The 15,244-nt window shown below is 69.1% G+C and carries 15 protein-coding genes; 13 read left to right on the forward strand and 2 right to left on the reverse strand.

The genetic code is table 11. The annotated features are described in order from the left end of the window. The first annotated feature begins 104 nt into the window (after positions 1–104). The 10 genes from Cte04_RS06250 to Cte04_RS06295 all read left to right on the forward strand — a co-directional run bounded on the left by Cte04_RS06250 (position 105) and on the right by Cte04_RS06295 (position 10,950). Positions 105–803 carry a prepilin-type N-terminal cleavage/methylation domain-containing protein gene (locus tag Cte04_RS06250; RefSeq protein WP_066473777.1) on the forward strand — a complete coding sequence of 233 codons (699 nt, stop codon included), beginning with the start codon at positions 105–107 and terminating at the stop codon, positions 801–803. Continuing rightward, entirely contained in the window at positions 800–1,822 is a 1,023-nt protein-coding gene (gene gspK / locus Cte04_RS06255) for a type II secretion system minor pseudopilin GspK (RefSeq protein ID WP_066473780.1), read from the forward strand. Before Cte04_RS06250 ends, gspK begins: the two co-directional genes overlap by 4 nt. A gap of 45 nt (positions 1,823–1,867) precedes the next feature. Then, entirely contained in the window at positions 1,868–3,097 is a 1,230-nt protein-coding gene (gene gspL / locus Cte04_RS06260) for a type II secretion system protein GspL (RefSeq protein WP_066473783.1), read from the forward strand. Further along, the gene (locus Cte04_RS06265) at positions 3,094–3,669 is read left to right on the forward strand and encodes a type II secretion system protein M (protein WP_066473787.1); all 576 of its coding nucleotides are present in this window, start codon (positions 3,094–3,096) and stop codon (positions 3,667–3,669) included. Before gspL ends, Cte04_RS06265 begins: the two co-directional genes overlap by 4 nt. A gap of 12 nt (positions 3,670–3,681) precedes the next feature. Continuing rightward, positions 3,682–4,506: a type II secretion system protein N gene (gene gspN / locus Cte04_RS06270; RefSeq protein WP_066473792.1), complete on the forward strand. Its 825-nt coding sequence runs from the start codon at positions 3,682–3,684 to the stop codon at positions 4,504–4,506. 3 nt (positions 4,507–4,509) lie between these two features. Continuing rightward, positions 4,510–6,915: a type II secretion system secretin GspD gene (gene gspD / locus Cte04_RS06275; protein ID WP_066473797.1), complete on the forward strand. Its 2,406-nt coding sequence runs from the start codon at positions 4,510–4,512 to the stop codon at positions 6,913–6,915. Between the two features lie 13 nt (positions 6,916–6,928). Next, positions 6,929–8,302 carry a GspE/PulE family protein gene (locus Cte04_RS06280; protein ID WP_066473800.1) on the forward strand — a complete coding sequence of 458 codons (1,374 nt, stop codon included), beginning with the start codon at positions 6,929–6,931 and terminating at the stop codon, positions 8,300–8,302. Between the two features lie 189 nt (positions 8,303–8,491). Then, positions 8,492–9,493, forward strand: coding sequence for an LLM class flavin-dependent oxidoreductase (locus tag Cte04_RS06285; RefSeq protein ID WP_066473803.1), 1,002 nt, complete (start codon positions 8,492–8,494; stop codon positions 9,491–9,493). Positions 9,494–9,505: 12 nt separating this feature from the next. Further along, the gene (locus Cte04_RS06290; RefSeq protein ID WP_066473808.1) at positions 9,506–10,201 is read left to right on the forward strand and encodes a helix-turn-helix transcriptional regulator; all 696 of its coding nucleotides are present in this window, start codon (positions 9,506–9,508) and stop codon (positions 10,199–10,201) included. 98 nt (positions 10,202–10,299) lie between these two features. Then, on the forward strand, positions 10,300–10,950 hold the full coding sequence (locus tag Cte04_RS06295) for a glutathione S-transferase family protein (protein ID WP_066474075.1): 651 nt from the start codon (positions 10,300–10,302) through the stop codon (positions 10,948–10,950). Between the two features lie 12 nt (positions 10,951–10,962). Here the strand turns inward: Cte04_RS06295 and Cte04_RS06300 are convergent, their stop codons facing one another. After that, the gene (locus tag Cte04_RS06300; protein ID WP_066473813.1) at positions 10,963–11,712 is read right to left on the reverse strand and encodes an SDR family NAD(P)-dependent oxidoreductase; all 750 of its coding nucleotides are present in this window, start codon (positions 11,710–11,712) and stop codon (positions 10,963–10,965) included. Positions 11,713–11,859: 147 nt separating this feature from the next. Here Cte04_RS06300 and gspF point away from each other — a divergent pair, with 147 nt between their 5' ends. After that, complete coding sequence (gene gspF / locus Cte04_RS06305; protein WP_066473816.1) at positions 11,860–13,089, forward strand: type II secretion system inner membrane protein GspF; 1,230 nt, start codon at positions 11,860–11,862, stop codon at positions 13,087–13,089. Between the two features lie 70 nt (positions 13,090–13,159). Here gspF and Cte04_RS06310 read toward each other — a convergent pair whose 3' ends face one another. After that, positions 13,160–13,462 (reverse strand): DUF4148 domain-containing protein, encoded by a 303-nt coding sequence (locus tag Cte04_RS06310; RefSeq protein ID WP_066473821.1) that lies wholly within the window; start codon positions 13,460–13,462, stop codon positions 13,160–13,162. Positions 13,463–13,665: 203 nt separating this feature from the next. On the opposite strand from Cte04_RS06310, the gene Cte04_RS06315 reads away from it, so the two are divergent. Continuing rightward, complete coding sequence (locus Cte04_RS06315) at positions 13,666–14,610, forward strand: 5'-nucleotidase (protein ID WP_066474077.1); 945 nt, start codon at positions 13,666–13,668, stop codon at positions 14,608–14,610. An 81-nt stretch (positions 14,611–14,691) separates the two neighbouring features. Beyond that, a complete protein-coding gene (locus Cte04_RS06320) occupies positions 14,692–15,138 on the forward strand; it encodes an EF-hand domain-containing protein (RefSeq protein ID WP_245633303.1) in 447 nt (148 codons plus the stop codon). Positions 15,139–15,244 lie beyond the last annotated feature (106 nt).

Below are 15,244 nucleotides of genomic sequence, written 5' to 3' on the forward strand. Positions count from 1 at the left end.
CCCCAGGGGGGACGATGGCCTGTACCGGGGCAGCCCATGCGGCGGGACGGCGCGGCCGGCCAAGGTTCTTGCAGTCCGTTTCTGGCTTGGGCCGTGCCCGCTGTATGTTCCACCAGCCTGATTCAGCCCGGAAAAAAAGCCGGGATCGCGGCTTTACCCTGGTCGAGCTGCTGGTCGCGATTGCCGCGCTGGCGCTGCTGGCCCTCATGAGCTGGCGCGGCCTGGACGGCATGATCCGCACCCAGCAGGCCACCCGCGAGCAGGGCGAGCAGCAGGCCGTGCTGCAGACCGTGCTGGCCCAATGGAATGCCGACCTCAATGCCCTGATGCCGCTGGAGCACATGCAGGCACTGGATTGGGACGGCCTGGTGCTGCGCCTGACCCGCAAGAGCAGCGGCGCCGTGGACAACGGCGCCGTGGTCGTGGCCTGGAGCCAGCGCAATATCGGCGGCCAGCCCCAGTGGGTGCGCTGGCAGTCGCCGCCCGTGCGTACGGCCAGCCAATGGCACGATGCCTGGATACAGGCCGGCCAATGGGGGCGCAATCCCTCCACCAGCCAGCAATCGCGCGAGACCGTGCTGCTGCCGCTGGCGCAGTGGCGCATCTATTACTACCGGGGCAATGCCTGGACCAATCCCCAATCCAGCGACGCCAGCAACGGCACCAACGCACCCAGCAGCGGCACCCTGCCCAGCCTGCCCGACGGTGTGCGCGTGGAGCTCAGCCTGCCCGCAGGCCGATCCATCAGCGGCAAGCTGACCGTGGACTGGGTCAACCCGCTGCGCATCAATTCGAGATCATGAGTCCCCCAAAGCCGCTTCACGCCCTTGTCCCCAAGGGAACGACGCCTTCGCTGCGCCAGCGCGGCGCGGCGCTGCTGGCCGCGATGCTCACTGTCACGCTGGTCGCCACGCTGGCCGCTGCGGCGCTGTGGCAGCAATGGCGCGACGTGGAGATCGAGAGCGCGGAGCGCAACCGCATGCAGGCCGGCTGGCTGCTGCTGGGAGCGCTGGACTGGTCGCGCGTGGTACTGCAGGAGGACGGGCGCGCCAACCGCACCAATCAGGTCGACCACCTGGGCGAACCCTGGGCCGTCCCCTTGCAGGAGGCCCGGCTCTCGACCTTTCTGGCCGCGCGCAACAACGTCAGCCAGGCGGACGACAGCGGCGCCGACATGCTCGACGCCTTCCTGTCCGGGGAAATCGTCGACCTGCAGTCGCGCCTGAACCTGCGCAATCTGCTCGACACCGCCGGCAAGTCCTATACGGAGGAAACCCTCAGGCCTTTTGTGCGCCTGTTCAGCCGCCTGGGCCTGCCCTCCAGCGCGGTGCTGCAGATCGCCAACGGCCTGCAGCAGGCCCAGGGAAAGAGCCCCGATGCGCCACTCATGCCGCGCACCGTGGCGCAACTGGCCTGGCTGGGCATCAGCCCCCAGCTGATTGCCCGCATCGAGCCCTATGTCAGCCTGCTGCCGGAGCGCACGCCCGTCAACCTCAATACCGCCAGCGCCGAAGTGCTCTGGGCCAGCAGCGAGGATCTGGACTGGTCCGCCGCCAACCAGCTGGTGCAGCAGCGCAACACCGCGCCCTTCAAGTCGCTGGATGCCGCGGCCAGGGCGCTGGGCAGGACGGGACTTTTCAACAGCAACCAGCATGCCGTCTTCACCCGCTACTTCGAGGCGCGCGGGCGCCTGCGCCTGGGCGAGAATGTGCTGAGCCAGCGTTCTGTGCTGCTGCGCAACGACATGCGGGTCACGACGCTGTGGCAGGAGCATGCGGATTGGGGTATGCCCGCAGTCCAGGCGCCAATCCCGGTGCAATAACACCCAGCTGTCACATAGCCCCCATAGAATGCGCCATTTCCCCTCATGAGTTCACTGTTTCTCCTGCTGCCCGCGCATGCTGCGGGCGCCGCCAGCGAATACGCCTACGCCCGGAGCAGCGACGGCCAGCATGTGCAGCACAGCGGCCAGGCTGCGGCATCCATGCTGCCCGCTGCGGGGCGGGCAGATGCGGTCGTGGCCGTCGTGGCATGGCAGAGGCTTTCCTGGCACCCCATCACGCTGCCGCCGGGCCTGAACCCGAACAGCCGCCGCCAGCAGCCCCGCGTCAGGGCGGCGCTGGAAGGACTGCTGGAAGAGAAGCTGCTGGACGACCCCGCGTCGCTGCACCTGGCGCTGGCGCCCCAGGCGCAGGCTTCCGAGGTTTGCTGGGTGGCCGCCTGCGACAAGCAATGGCTGCGCAGCCATCTGCAGCACCTGCAGGCCTCGGGCCATGCCGTGACCCGGCTGGTGCCCGAGCTGGCGCCCACGGCCGAGGCCCGGCTCTGGGCGCTGGGCGATACCGCCCAGCCCTGGCTGCTGGCCAGCGGCATCGACGGGCGCGCCAGCCTGGCCGCCATGCCGCTGAAAGCCGATGCCTCGGCCATTGCCGCTTTGCTGGCAGCCCTTCCCGCCAATGCCCCCGTGCTGGCCGAACCGCAACTGACGCGACTGACCGAGGCCTGGAACCGGCCCGTGGAAATCCAGCCGTTCGCGCAACGCCTGCTGGCCGCAGCGCGCAGCCCCTGGGACCTGGCCCAGTTCGACTTTCACCTCGGCAGCCACACCCGCTGGCGCCGTCGGCTGCAGGAGGCCTGGCAAAGCTTCAGCCGCGCGCCGCAATGGCGGGCCGCCCGCTGGGGCGCGGCCCTGGCTGTCGCGGCCCAGCTTGTCGGCCTCAATGCCTGGGCCTGGAAGGAAAACCATGCGATCGCCCAGCGCCAGCAGCAGGCCGTACAAACGCTCAGAGACACTTTTCCCCATATTCCCGTGATCGTGGATGCCCCGGTGCAGATGCGGCGCGAACTGGACCTGCTGCGCAGTGCCTCGGGCGCGCTCTCGGCCGGCGACCTGGAGCCCCTGCTTGCGGCCAGCGCCCAGATCCCCGGCATCCAGGCCGCCACCGGCCTGCAATACCAGGAGCGCCAGCTGCGCATCCAGGGACTGGCGCTGGATGGCCAGGCTCTCACCGATGTACAGCAAAGCCTGGCCGGCAGCGGCCTGCGGCTGGAGCGCGCCGGTAGCGACTGGGTGCTGCAGGCGGAGGCCTCCCCATGAAAAATTCCGCGTCTTCCATTTCTGCGGCCGCCTCGGCGGCCAGGGCGCTGCAGCCGCTGCGCGTGCGCTGGCAGCAGCTGGCCGCCCGCGAACAGACTCTGGTGCTGGTCGCCGGCGCCTTGCTCGCACTGGCCCTGCTGTGGTGGCTGGCCGTCGCGCCGGCCCTGGGCAGCCTGCGCACGGCGCCGGCCCGCCATGCCCAGGCAGACCAGCAGTTGCAGCAGATACTCAAGATGCAGGCCCAGGTCCAGCAACTGCGCCAGAATGCCGCGTCGCCCGCACAGCCGCAGCCGATGGGCGACCTGCAGTCGCAGCTGCAGAAATCGCTGCAGGCCGAGCTCGGCGGCAGCGCCCAGATGCAATGGCTGGGCAACCGCGCCCAGGTTACGCTGACGGCCGCGCCCGCGCCCGCGCTGGCCCGCTGGCTGGCGCAGGTGCGTGACAACACGCATGCCGCCGCCTCGGAAATGAAGCTCAGCCGTGCCGCCGCCGCGGACAAGCCCGCCGCCGATGCCGCCACCCGCTGGAACGGCAGCCTGGTGCTGGACCTGCCGGAGCCGGCCGCGCCGTAAGAGACCCGCACCATGCGCGCAACGCCCTTGCCCCTTCCGCGCTCCCGCCGTCCCCGGCTGGATGAGCGGGCGCGCTCGCCGCGCGGCTGGGCCGTCGCCGGCGCGCTGCTGGGCCTGCTGGCCAGCGCCACGCTGTGGGCACCGGCCTCGTGGGTCGCACAGGCGGTGCAATCGGCCACGCAGGGCCAGGTGCAGCTGCAGGAGCCGCGCGGCACGGTATGGAACGGCTCGGCCCGGCTGGTGCTGACCGGCGGCGCCGACAGCCATGACCAGGCCGTGCTGCCGACCCGGCTGCAATGGCAGCTGCACCCGCAATGGACGGGTGCCCGGATCAGCATGCAAAGCGACTGCTGCACGGCCGCACCCATGACGGCGCAGCTGCGCGCGAGTCCGGGCGGCGTGTCCGTCCTGGTCGACGACGGCCAGCTGCGCCTGCCGGCCGAGCTGCTGGCGGGCCTGGGCACGCCGTGGAACACCGTGGCCCTGCAGGGCCAGCTGCGCCTGTACACCATGGGCCTGCAATTGCACTACCGCGCCGGACGCCTGCACAGCCAGGGACGCACGCGCCTGGAGGCCCTGGCCGTTTCCTCGCGCCTGTCGCTGCTGCGCCCGCTGGGCAGCTACCGGCTGGACCTGGACGGCGGCGACAACACCCGCCTCACGCTCTCCACGCTCGGCGGCGATCTGCAGCTCAGCGGCGAGGGCCAGTGGGTGGGATCGCGCCTGCACTTCAGGGGCGAGGCCTCGGCCAGCCCCGAGCGCGAAGCCGCCCTGTCCAATCTGCTCAATATTCTGGGACGCCGCCAGGGCGCGCGTTCCATCATCACCTTTGGTTGACCCATGAATCCGCACTCGACTTCCGCCTGGCGCCACGCTCTACATTCCATAGCTGCTGCCGCGCTTGTAGCCTGCGTTACAGCACCTGTTCATGCGCAAACCCAGGCAGCGCCTGCGAACGCCACTCCCAGCCTGCGGCCCGGCGAGCCCGTCACGCTGAACTTCACCAATGCCGACATCGAGGCCGTGGCGCGCGCCATTGCCGCCATCACCAACCGCAACGTGGTGGTCGACCCGCGCGTCAAGGGCCAGATCACGCTGCTGACCGACAAGGCGGTGCAGCCCGCCACGGCCTACCAGCAGTTCCTGGCCGCGCTGCGCATGCAGGGCTTTACCGTGGTCGAGACCGCCGGCCTGTACAAGGTCATTCCCGAGGCCGATGCCAAGCTGCAGGCCAACGAGGTAGCCATCAGCCAGGGCGGCCGCGGCAGCCACGCGGGCGGCGGGCAGATCGTCACCCAGATCTTCAAGCTCAACTACGAGAACGCCAACAACCTGGTGCCCGTGCTGCGGCCGCTGATCAGCCCCAACAACACCATCAACGTCAACCCCGGCAACAACTCCCTGGTCATCACCGACTATGCGGACAACATCCAGCGCATCTCGCGCATCGTGGCCAGCATGGACGTCTCCAATGCCACCGATGTGGAGGTGATTCCGCTGCGCCACGCCGTGGCCGCCGACATGGTGGCCCTGGTCAACCGCCTGCTCGAAGGCGGCGCCGCCACGGCCGGCGCAGTGCCGGCCGCCGCAGGCACCGCGACGGGGCAGACGGACAACAGCTTTCGCACCTCCATCCTGGCCGAGCCGCGCAGCAATTCGATCCTGATCCGCGCGGCCAATCCCGCGCGGCTGGCGCAGATCCGCTCGCTGGTCGCGCGCCTGGACCAGCCTGCCATGGCGGACGGCAGCAACGACGCGGCCGGCAACATCCATGTGGTGTACCTGAAGAATGCCGATGCCGTGGCCCTGGCCGCCACGCTGCGCGCGGCCATCAGCGCCCAGACCACGGCCGCCAGCGCGCTCAGCGGCCAGCCCGGGGCCGCCGCAGCGGCCGCGGCCGGCACGGCCACCAACGGCGCATCCCAGCAGCCCGTCATTTCGCGCGGCACCGACGGCAGCGCCACGGTGGGCCTGGGCGGCGGCACCAACGGCCCGAGCTCGCGCTTCGGCACGGCGCAGCAGCCGTCGACGGGCGGCATGATCCAGGCCGATCCGACCAGCAACTCCCTCATCATCACCGCACCGGCGCCCCTGTACCGCCAGCTGCGCGCCGTCATCGACAAGCTCGACGGCCGCCGTGCCCAGGTGCTGATCGAGGCCCTGATCGTGGAAGTCTCCGCCGACAAGGCGGCCCAGTTCGGCGTGCAGTGGAGCTCCATCATCCGCAACAACGGCCGCATCGTGGGCGTGCTGGGCAACGGCACCTCGGTCAGCGGCATTCCCAACATCTTCGGCGTCTCGGGCGCGGTCAGCGGGCTGATCAACAACGGCAGCACCTCCGACTCCGGCGCCGCCGCGCTGGCCGGCATGAAGGGCATGAACCTGGGCTTCACCCAGACCGTCAACGGCAACACCAGCCTGGGTGCACTGGTCAATCTGATGCAGGGCGATGCGGACACCAACATCCTGTCCACGCCCAACCTGATGACGCTGGACAACGAGGAGGCCAGCATCATGGTGGGCGAGAACGTCCCCTTCCCCACGGGCTCCTACACCAACACCGGCACCAGCGGCACGGTCAACCCCTTCACCACCTACGAGCGCAAGGACGTGGGCACGCTGCTGCGCATCCGCCCGCAGATCAACGAGAACGGCACCATCAAGATGGCCGTCTACCAGGAGAACTCCGCCGTCAAGCCGGGCACTGCCGTCAGCGCCAGCGGCGCGACGACGACCAAGCGCTCCATCGAATCCAATGTGCTGGTCGAGGACGGCGGCATCGTGGTGCTGGGCGGCCTGATCGCCGACGAATACCAGCAGAGCCAGGAGCGCGTGCCGCTGCTGGGCGACATCCCGCTGGTCGGCAACCTGTTCCGCAACACGGCCCGCTCACGCAAGAAGACCAACCTCATGGTATTCCTGCGCCCCATGGTGCTGCGCGACGCCAATGCCTCCAGCCAGCTTTCGCAGGACCGCTACGAGGCCATCCGCGGCGCGCAGCAGACGGTGCAGCCCGATGCCAACCTGCTGATGCGCAACGTCAGCGGGGCTGCCGTGCTGCCCGCCGCCGGCGCCGCAGCGCCGGTCGCCCAACCCAATCTGGCCATCGTCCCCGGCGCCAAGCCGGAGCTGGTGGACTTCACGCGCCCCGGCCGCCCCACCGTGGACGGCAAGCCGGTGCCGGCGGTACCCGCGGTTCCCGCCACGCCCGGCGCGGCGGATGCCGCGGCACCGGGCGCCCTCTAAGCCAAGGCCACGCATGCGCTACCCTCTGCCCTATGCCTTTGCCCGCAGCAGCCAGCTGCTTGTGGAAGATGACGGCCAGGAGCTGCTGCTGTGGCACGGCCCGCAGCCCGACTGGTCGGCGCTATCCGAAGTGCAGCGCAAATATGCGGATACCAGCGGCGTGCAGCGCTGGCAGATGCTGGATGCCGCGGCGCTCGCGCACCGCATCAGCGCCGCCTATTCGCAAAGCGAATCCAGCGCGGCCCTGGTGGTCAGCGAGGTCGAGTCGGATGCCGATCTCTCGCGCATGATGCAGGAGCTGCCCGCCGTCGAGGACCTGCTGGAGACCGCCGACGACGCGCCCATCATCCGCATGCTCAACGCCCTGCTCACCCAGGCTGCGCGCGACGGTGCCAGCGACATCCACATCGAGCCCTACGAGCGCCATTCCAGCGTGCGCTTCCGCGTGGACGGCGACCTGCGCGAGGTCGTGCAGCCCAACCGCGCGCTGCATGCGGCCCTGATCTCGCGCCTGAAGATCATGGCCGACCTGGACATTGCCGAAAAACGCCTGCCCCAGGACGGCCGCATCAGCCTGCGCCTGGGCACGCGCGCCATCGACGTGCGCGTCTCCACCCTGCCCAGCGCCCATGGCGAGCGCGCCGTGCTGCGCCTGCTGGACAAGAGCGAAAGCAAGCTCAGCCTCGAAGCCGTGGGCATGGGCGGCGAGACGCTCAGGCGCTTCACGCACCTGACGTCCCAACCCCACGGCATCGTGCTCGTCACCGGCCCCACGGGTTCGGGCAAGACCACCACGCTGTATGCGGCGCTGCAGCGCATGGACGCCAGCCACAACAACATCATGACGGTGGAGGACCCGATCGAGTACGAGCTGGCCGGCGTGGGCCAGACCCAGGTCAACGCCCGCATCGATCTGACCTTCGCCAAGGCCCTGCGCGCCATCCTGCGGCAGGACCCGGATGTGATCATGATCGGCGAAATCCGCGATTTCGAGACCGCGCAGATCGCCATCCAGGCTTCGCTCACCGGTCACCTGGTGCTGGCCACGCTGCACACCAACGACGCGGCCAGCGCCGTCACGCGCCTGATCGACATGGGCGTGGAGCCCTTTCTGCTGTCATCCTCGCTGCTGGGCGTGCTGGCGCAGCGCCTGGTCCGCAAGATCGACCACAGCGAGCCCAGCGGCTACAAGGGCCGCACCGGCATCTTCGAGCTGCTGGTGGTGGACGACGCCATCCGCGCGCAGATCCACCGCCAGGCCAGCGAGGCCGAGATCCGCGACACCGCGCTGGCCGCCGGCATGCACCTGATGCGCGAGGATGGCGAACGCCTGGTGCGCGAAGGCATCACCACGCCCGAGGAAGTGCTGCGCGTGACGCGCGACTGACCCCGGGCAGCCGAGCAGGACGCAACGGAACCGGGCGTCCCTGAACCGGGCGTCCCTACCCGCGCCCGGAAATTGAGGCTTTGCCAGAATGGGCTGCATGCCGGAGCAAACCCCGGCTTTCATGGTCAAAACCGGCTGAAACGCTTTGCCATCAAGCGCTGGCAGCTATTCATCTGATATGGGGTCCCGATGAAACCGCTCAACAAGGTTCAACTGTCCATGCTCGATCTGGTCGCTGTGCGCGAAGGCGGCACCGTGGCCGATGCGCTGCAGATCGCCGTGCGCACGGCCCAGTGCGCCGAACGCCTGGACTTCGCCCGCTACTGGCTGGCCGAGCACCACAACATGCCGGGCATCGCCAGCTCGGCCACGGCCGTGCTGATCGGCCATATCGCGGGCAGCACCTCGAAGATCCGCGTCGGCTCGGGCGGCATCATGCTGCCCAACCATGCGCCGCTGGTCGTGGCCGAGGCCTTCGGCACGCTGGCCGAGCTGTATCCGGGCCGCATCGACCTGGGCCTGGGCCGCGCGCCCGGCACCGACGGCCCCACCATGCGCGCGCTGCGGCGCGACCGCGTGGAAACCGAGGAAGACTTCCCGCGCGACGTGCAGGAGCTGCAGCGCCTGCTGGGCCCGGCCCAGCCCGGCCAGCGCATCGTGGCCATGCCGGGCGCGGGCACCCATGTGCCCATCTGGCTGCTGGGCTCCAGCCTGTTCTCGGCCCAGCTGGCCGCGCACCTGGGTCTGCCCTATGCGTTTGCCTCGCACTTCGCGCCGCGCATGCTGCACCAGGCGCTGGCCATCTACCGCCAGATGTTCAAGCCTTCTGCCACGCTGTCCAAGCCCTATGCCATCGTCGGCGTGCCCGTGATCGCGGCGCCCACCGACGCCGAAGCCCGGTTCCTGGCCAGCAGCACCTACCAGCGCGTGCTCGGCATCCTGACCGGCAACCGCACGCGGCTGCTGCCGCCCGTCGAAGGCTTCATGGAGCAGCTCTCCGAGCGCGAGCGGGCGGCCATCGCGGACTTCCTCTCGATCGGCGTGATCGGCGGCCCGGACACGGTGCGCCAGGGCCTGCAGGCACTGGCCGATGCCACCGAGGCCGACGAGTTCATGATGGTCAGCGATGTGTTCGATGCCGACCTGCGCCTGCGTTCACTCGAAATCACGGCCCAGGCCATGCGCGCCTGACGCGAGCCCTGCATGAGCCGTTCCGCCCGCCTGCTGCAGCTGCTGGACGCGCTGCGGCGCGCGCGCCGGCCGCAGTCCGGCCCGGTGCTGGCGCAGCAGCTGGGCATCAGCCTGCGCACGCTGTACCGCGACATCGCCACCCTGCGCGAGCAGGGCGCGGACATCCTGGGCGACCCCGGCCTGGGCTTCGAGATGCGGCCCGGCTTTCTGCTGCCGCCGCTGATGTTCACGGCCGACGAGCTCGAGGCGCTGATGCTCGGCGCCCGCTGGATGGGCAAGCAGGCCGACGGACAGCTGGCCGCGGCGGCGGCTTCGGCGCTGGAGCGCATACGCAGCAGCCTGCCCGTGGAACTGCGCACGGAGATCGATACCAGCGGCCTGCTGGTGCCCGACATGCAGGCCGCGGAACGCACGGCCGAGCCCTGGCAGGGGCCGCTGCGCCTGGCCATACGCAGCCAGCACAAGGTGCTGCTGCGCTACCGCGACCAGAAGGAGCAGGCCAGCGAGCGCTGCGTCTGGCCGTTTGCCATGGGCTTTTTCGAGCATGTGCGGGTGCTGGTCGCCTGGTGCGAGCTACGCCAGGATTTCCGCCATTTCCGGGCCGACCGCGTGCTGCAGGTGCAGGAACTGGCCGAACGCTATCCCGAGACGCGGGCCCGGCTGATCCAGCGCTGGTCCCGGCAGATGGGCTACCGCATCGGGCGCTGAAACGCTGCATCGCTGCTGACAGAAACTGTCAGCCCCCGTGCGTACATTGCGTGCATGGCGGCGCCGCCATCCCGTTGAAACCTTCAAGGATGTATGCCATGACACAAGATTCCGATGCTCCCCTGCGCTTTTTCTTCCATCCCCGTTCCCGCGCGCGCATCGTGCGCTGGATGCTGGAGGAATGCGAAGCCCGCTACGAACCCGTGCAGCTGGAGTTCCGCACCACGATGAAATCTGCCGAGTACCTGGCCATCAACCCCATGGGCAAGGTGCCGGCGCTCACGCACGGCAGCACCGTCATCACGGAGAGCGGCGCCATCCTGGCCTATCTGGCAGAACTGTTCCCCGAGAAGCGCCTGGCCCCGGCGCCGGGTACGGCCGCACGCGGCAGCTATTACCGCTGGCTGTTCTTCCTGGCCGGCCCCGTCGAGGCCGGCATGTCGGCCAAGTCCCAGGGCTTTCTCGAGCACCAGAGCGACGAGCAGGCGCTGTCCGCCGGCTATGGGCGCTACGACGACGTGCTGGCCACCCTGCGCCAGGCCGTCGAAGGGCGGCAATACCTGTGCGGCGACCATTTCACGGCTGCCGACGTGCTCATGGCCAGCTACCTGCGCTGGGGCATGATGATGGGCAGCCTGCCGGCGCTGCCCGCCTTCAAGGCCTATGCCGAACCGCTGCAGCAGCGCCCTGCCGCGCTGCGGGCCCTGGCCCTGGACGAGGCCCTGGACGAGGCCCTGGCGGCCGCCTGACGGCCCGCGCGGCTAGCGCGCCAGGTAGCCGCCGTCGACCGGATAGTAGGCGCCGGTGACGAAGGAAGCCCGCTCGCTGGCCAGCCAGGCCACGAGCTCGGCCACCTCCTCGGGACGGCCCAGCCGGCCGATCGGGTGGCTGGCCACCAGCTGCGCATGGGCTGCCGGATCCTGCTCGAGCCGGCCGATCAGCGGCGTCTGGATGAAGGCCGGCCCCACGGCATTGACGCGCACGCCCTGCTGCGCGTATTCGAGCGCCGCGGCCTTGGTCAGGCCCAGCACGCCATGCTTGGCCGCGACATAGGCCGCGGATCCGGCAAAACCCACGGTGCCGAGAACGGAAGCCATGTTGATGATGGAGCCGCCCCCGCCCTTGAGCATGGCGGCGATCTGGTATTTGCAGCCGTAGAAGACGCCCGAGAGGTTCAGGCGCAGCACCTGTTCCCAGGCCTGCAGCGGATAGTCGGCCGTGGGCGCGCTCTCGCCGCCCATGCCCGCGTTGTTGCAGGCCACGTCCAGGCGCCCGAACCGGCGCATGATCTGCGCCACCAGCTCCTCATGGTCCTGGGCGCTGCCGGCATCGCAGCGCAGGCACAGTGCCTCGCCGCCGAATTCCTGCACCAGCGCCGCCGTTTCCAGGCTGCCGCCCTCGTCGATATCGGCCACGACCACGCAGGCACCCTCACGCGCCAGCACCAAGGCCACGGCGCGCCCTATGCCCGATGCCGCTCCCGTCACCAGTGCCACTTTGTTGCTCAGCATTCCAGTCTCCTTCTGCCCGGTTTCGGATGGAGTCTTCATTCTGGCGCAGCGCCCGCGGCAAGACACGGTGCGCATCTGAAGCCAGGCTGACATCAACAGACGCTAACATCGCGGCTGGACCCACTCACCGACCGGATTACCGCGCGCATGCCCGCCTTTTCATTTGAAGCCCTGGATGCACAGGGCCAGACCCGCAAGGGCACGCTGGAAGCCGACAACGCCCGTGCCGCACGCAACCAGCTGCGCAGCCAGTCCCTGGTGCCCCTGCAGGTGGAGCCCGTGGCCGGGGGCGGCGACCGTCACGCGCAGGCCTCCGGCTGGCAGAACTGGCTGACGCGGCCCGTGCTCAACTCCACGGCGCTGGCGGTCTGGACGCGCCAGCTCTCGGGTCTGGTCGGCTCCGGCCTGCCGATAGAGCGCGCGCTGGCGGCCCTGGCCGAGGAGGCGGACGATCCGCGCCAGCACCATCTTGTGGCGGCGCTGCGTGCCGAAGTCAACGGCGGCTCCACCTTTGCCAGGGCGCTGGCCCAGCATCCGCGCGAGTTCTCGGAGATCTACTGCGCCGTGATCGGCGCCGGGGAGTCCGGCGGCAGCCTGGCCCTGGTGCTGGAGCGGCTGGCCGACGACCTCGAGTCGCGCCAGGCCCTGCAGTCCAAGCTGATCGGCGCCGCGCTGTATCCGGCCATCGTGACGCTGGTGGCCATCGTCATCGTGCTGTTCCTGGTCAGCTATGTGGTGCCCCAGGTGGCCAGCGTGTTTGCGGGCACCAAGCGCTCGCTGCCGTTTCTCACCGTGGCCATGCTGGCCATCAGCGATTTCGTGCGCCACTACGGCTGGGCGTTGCTGGCCCTGCTGGTCGCGGGCGGCCTCGCCTTTCGCATCGCGCTGCGCAACGCGGGCTTTCGCGAGCGCTTCGATGCCCAGTGGCTGCACCTGCCGCTGATCGGCCGCCTGGCGCGCAGCTACAACGCCGCGCGCTTTGCGGGCACGCTGGCCATGCTGGCCGGTGCCGGCGTGCCCATTCTCAAGGCCTTGCAGGCCGCGGCCGAGACCCTCAACAACCGCGCCCTGCGCGCCGATGCCATGGATGCGCTGGTGCTGGTGCGCGAAGGCGCGCCGCTGGCCTCGGCGCTGGCGCAGAAAAAACGCTTTCCGGGCCTGGTCGCCATGTTCGCGCGCCTGGGCGAGCAGACCGGCCAGCTGCCGCTGATGCTGCAGCGCGCCGCCACCCAGCTCTCCACCGAGGTGCAGCGCCGCGCCATGCACCTGGCCACCATCCTGGAGCCCCTGCTGATCGTGGCCATGGGCTTGGTCGTCATGCTCATCGTGCTGGCCGTGCTCATGCCCATCATCCAGCTCAACCAGTTCGTGAAGTAGACGGCGGCGCAGATGCAAAAAAGCCCGGGAGCCAGGCTCCCGGGCTTTTTCATTGCACAGGCCGTATCGATCAGCCGGCGAAGTTCAGCTGGCCAGCGGCTTCGGCTGCAGCGGCTTCCTGGCGCACCTGCTCGCGCGACAGCGAGGAAGCAGCCTGTGCCTTGGGGGCCTCGTACACATCCTGGTGCACGGGCATGGCGTTCTGGGCCATGGCCTGCTGCACTTCGGCGGACACCTGGGCGCGGGTCACGGTGCTGGCAGCCTGGGCGGCGGCAGGGTACTGGCCGTCGGTGAAATCGAGGCCGGCGGCCTGGGCGGCGATGGCGGAAACGGCGAGAGCGGCAACAGCGGCAAAGCGGATGGTGTTTTTCATGAATCTTCTCCTGAACTTCATCAACAAGGGGCCGGTCGGTCTTGGCGGAAATCGCTTCGTTGCGGCGAGCCCATGGAGGTAACTATAGGGTTTTCACCAATTTGCAAAAACCCTGTGCTAGGCAACAGCCTATTTCAGAAACTGAAACAATCCGGCGGCCCCCACGGGGCGCTATGCTGGGACCCGAACCCAAGGACCACCCCATGCCCGTCACCCTGCAGGATCAGCTCGTCGTTGCCATCTCGTCGCGCGCGCTGTTCGATTTCGAAGAGGAAAACCGGCTGTTCGAGCACAGCGACCCGGCCACCTATCTGCAGCTGCAGCGCGACCGGCTCGACGTCGCGGCCGCGCCCGGCGTGGCGTTCTCGCTGGTGCAGAAACTGCTGGCCTTCAACACCGGCGGCCAGCAGCGGGTGGAAGTGGTGCTGCTGTCGCGCAACGACCCGGTCAGCGGCATGCGCGTCTTCCGCTCGGCCAAGGCCCATGGCCTGCATTCCATACAGCGCGGCGTGTTCACCCAGGGGCGCGATCCCTTCGGCTATCTGCGTCCGCTGGGCGCGCAGCTGTTTCTCTCGGCCAATGCCCAGGACGTGACCCGGGCGCTGCAGCTGGGCTATCCGGCCGCCCATGTGTTCACCGACTCCATGCGTGCCAGCAGCAACCACCCGCAGGAGGTGCGCATCGCCTTCGACGGCGATGCCGTGCTGTTTTCCGACGAGGCCGAGCGCATCTTCCAGAGCCAGGGCCTGGAGGCCTTTCAGCGCCACGAGCTGGAAAAAGCCGCCCAGCCCCTGCCGGAAGGCCCGTTCAAGCCGTTGCTGGCCACGCTGTACCGGCTGCAGCAGATGGAGGTGCCGGACATGCGCATACGCACGGCCCTGGTCACCGCGCGCAGCGCGCCCGCGCACGAGCGCGCGCTCAACACACTGATGGACTGGAAGATTGCCGTGGACGAGGCCATGTTCCTGGGCGGGCTGCCCAAGGGCGCGTTCCTGCGCGAATTCGAGCCCGACTTCTTCTTCGACGACCAGACCGGCCATGTGCGCAATGCGGCCAGCCACGTGCCCGCAGGTCATGTGCGCAGCGGCATCGCGCACGAGGGCATGCCGCCCGTGCCCCTGGATGAAAGCAGCGGCAAGCAGCCGTAAAGGATTGCAAAAGCCTGACCCCGGCCCTGCCAGGCGGTTGAGATCGTCCCGGCAGCCCCCATCTGTGAAAGCATGCGAAAAATGCCGAAATCCCTGTCCCGCCGCCACCGCACGCCGTCCGTCATGAAGACGGCCATGGCCGTGCTGCTGACCAGCGCCGCCTTCATGCTGCCCGCCGCGCGCGCCGAGGAAGGCGCCAAGGCACAAGCGGCGGCCGCGCCGCTTTCCAAGGGGGAAATCAAGGCCCAGCAGCAGTTCAAGATGCTGGACTTCAACCACGACGGCAAGCTCAGCCGCAGCGAAGTGTCGCTCATACCCAAACTGGCCGCCGCTTTCGACGAGACCGACACCAACAAGGACGGCTATGTGACCTACGAGGAAGTGCGGGCCTTTGCCGTCAAGTACCGCGCCGCGCGCGAAAAGGCCAAGGCCGCCGAAGCCGCGCACCAGACCCCGCCGGCCGATGCGGGCGCGCCGGAGCACCATGCGGCTCCCGCTCCTCATTCGGAAGCTGCTGGCGCCCAGTGAGCCTTCTCTTCAGCCTTGTTGATTGTCAGAAATGATGACTGGCCGGCGCAGAAAGCTATCAATACAGAAGCAGCCGTGCAACTTCAGCGGCCGCTGTCGCCGCCCG

The sequence above is a fragment of the Comamonas terrae genome, assembly GCF_001544075.1.
GTDB classification, from domain to species: Bacteria; Pseudomonadota; Gammaproteobacteria; order Burkholderiales; family Burkholderiaceae_C; genus Comamonas; species Comamonas terrae.

Excerpts from the sequence above, each read along its gene's own strand:
- Cte04_RS06250 (WP_066473777.1), top strand. The coding sequence starts at position 105 with ATGTTCCACCAGCCTGATTCAGCCCGGAAAAAAAGCCGGGATCGCGGC.
- gspK (WP_066473780.1), top strand. The coding sequence starts at position 800 with ATGAGTCCCCCAAAGCCGCTTCACGCCCTTGTCCCCAAGGGAACGACG.
- gspL (WP_066473783.1), top strand. The coding sequence starts at position 1,868 with ATGAGTTCACTGTTTCTCCTGCTGCCCGCGCATGCTGCGGGCGCCGCC.
- Cte04_RS06265 (WP_066473787.1), top strand. The coding sequence starts at position 3,094 with ATGAAAAATTCCGCGTCTTCCATTTCTGCGGCCGCCTCGGCGGCCAGG.
- gspN (WP_066473792.1), top strand. The coding sequence starts at position 3,682 with ATGCGCGCAACGCCCTTGCCCCTTCCGCGCTCCCGCCGTCCCCGGCTG.
- gspD (WP_066473797.1), top strand. The coding sequence starts at position 4,510 with ATGAATCCGCACTCGACTTCCGCCTGGCGCCACGCTCTACATTCCATA.
- Cte04_RS06280 (WP_066473800.1), top strand. The coding sequence starts at position 6,929 with ATGCGCTACCCTCTGCCCTATGCCTTTGCCCGCAGCAGCCAGCTGCTT.
- Cte04_RS06285 (WP_066473803.1), top strand. The coding sequence starts at position 8,492 with ATGAAACCGCTCAACAAGGTTCAACTGTCCATGCTCGATCTGGTCGCT.
- Cte04_RS06290 (WP_066473808.1), top strand. The coding sequence starts at position 9,506 with ATGAGCCGTTCCGCCCGCCTGCTGCAGCTGCTGGACGCGCTGCGGCGC.
- Cte04_RS06295 (WP_066474075.1), top strand. The coding sequence starts at position 10,300 with ATGACACAAGATTCCGATGCTCCCCTGCGCTTTTTCTTCCATCCCCGT.
- Cte04_RS06300 (WP_066473813.1), bottom strand. The coding sequence starts at position 11,712 with ATGCTGAGCAACAAAGTGGCACTGGTGACGGGAGCGGCATCGGGCATA.
- gspF (WP_066473816.1), top strand. The coding sequence starts at position 11,860 with ATGCCCGCCTTTTCATTTGAAGCCCTGGATGCACAGGGCCAGACCCGC.
- Cte04_RS06310 (WP_066473821.1), bottom strand. The coding sequence starts at position 13,462 with ATGAAAAACACCATCCGCTTTGCCGCTGTTGCCGCTCTCGCCGTTTCC.
- Cte04_RS06315 (WP_066474077.1), top strand. The coding sequence starts at position 13,666 with ATGCCCGTCACCCTGCAGGATCAGCTCGTCGTTGCCATCTCGTCGCGC.
- Cte04_RS06320 (WP_245633303.1), top strand. The coding sequence starts at position 14,692 with ATGCCGAAATCCCTGTCCCGCCGCCACCGCACGCCGTCCGTCATGAAG.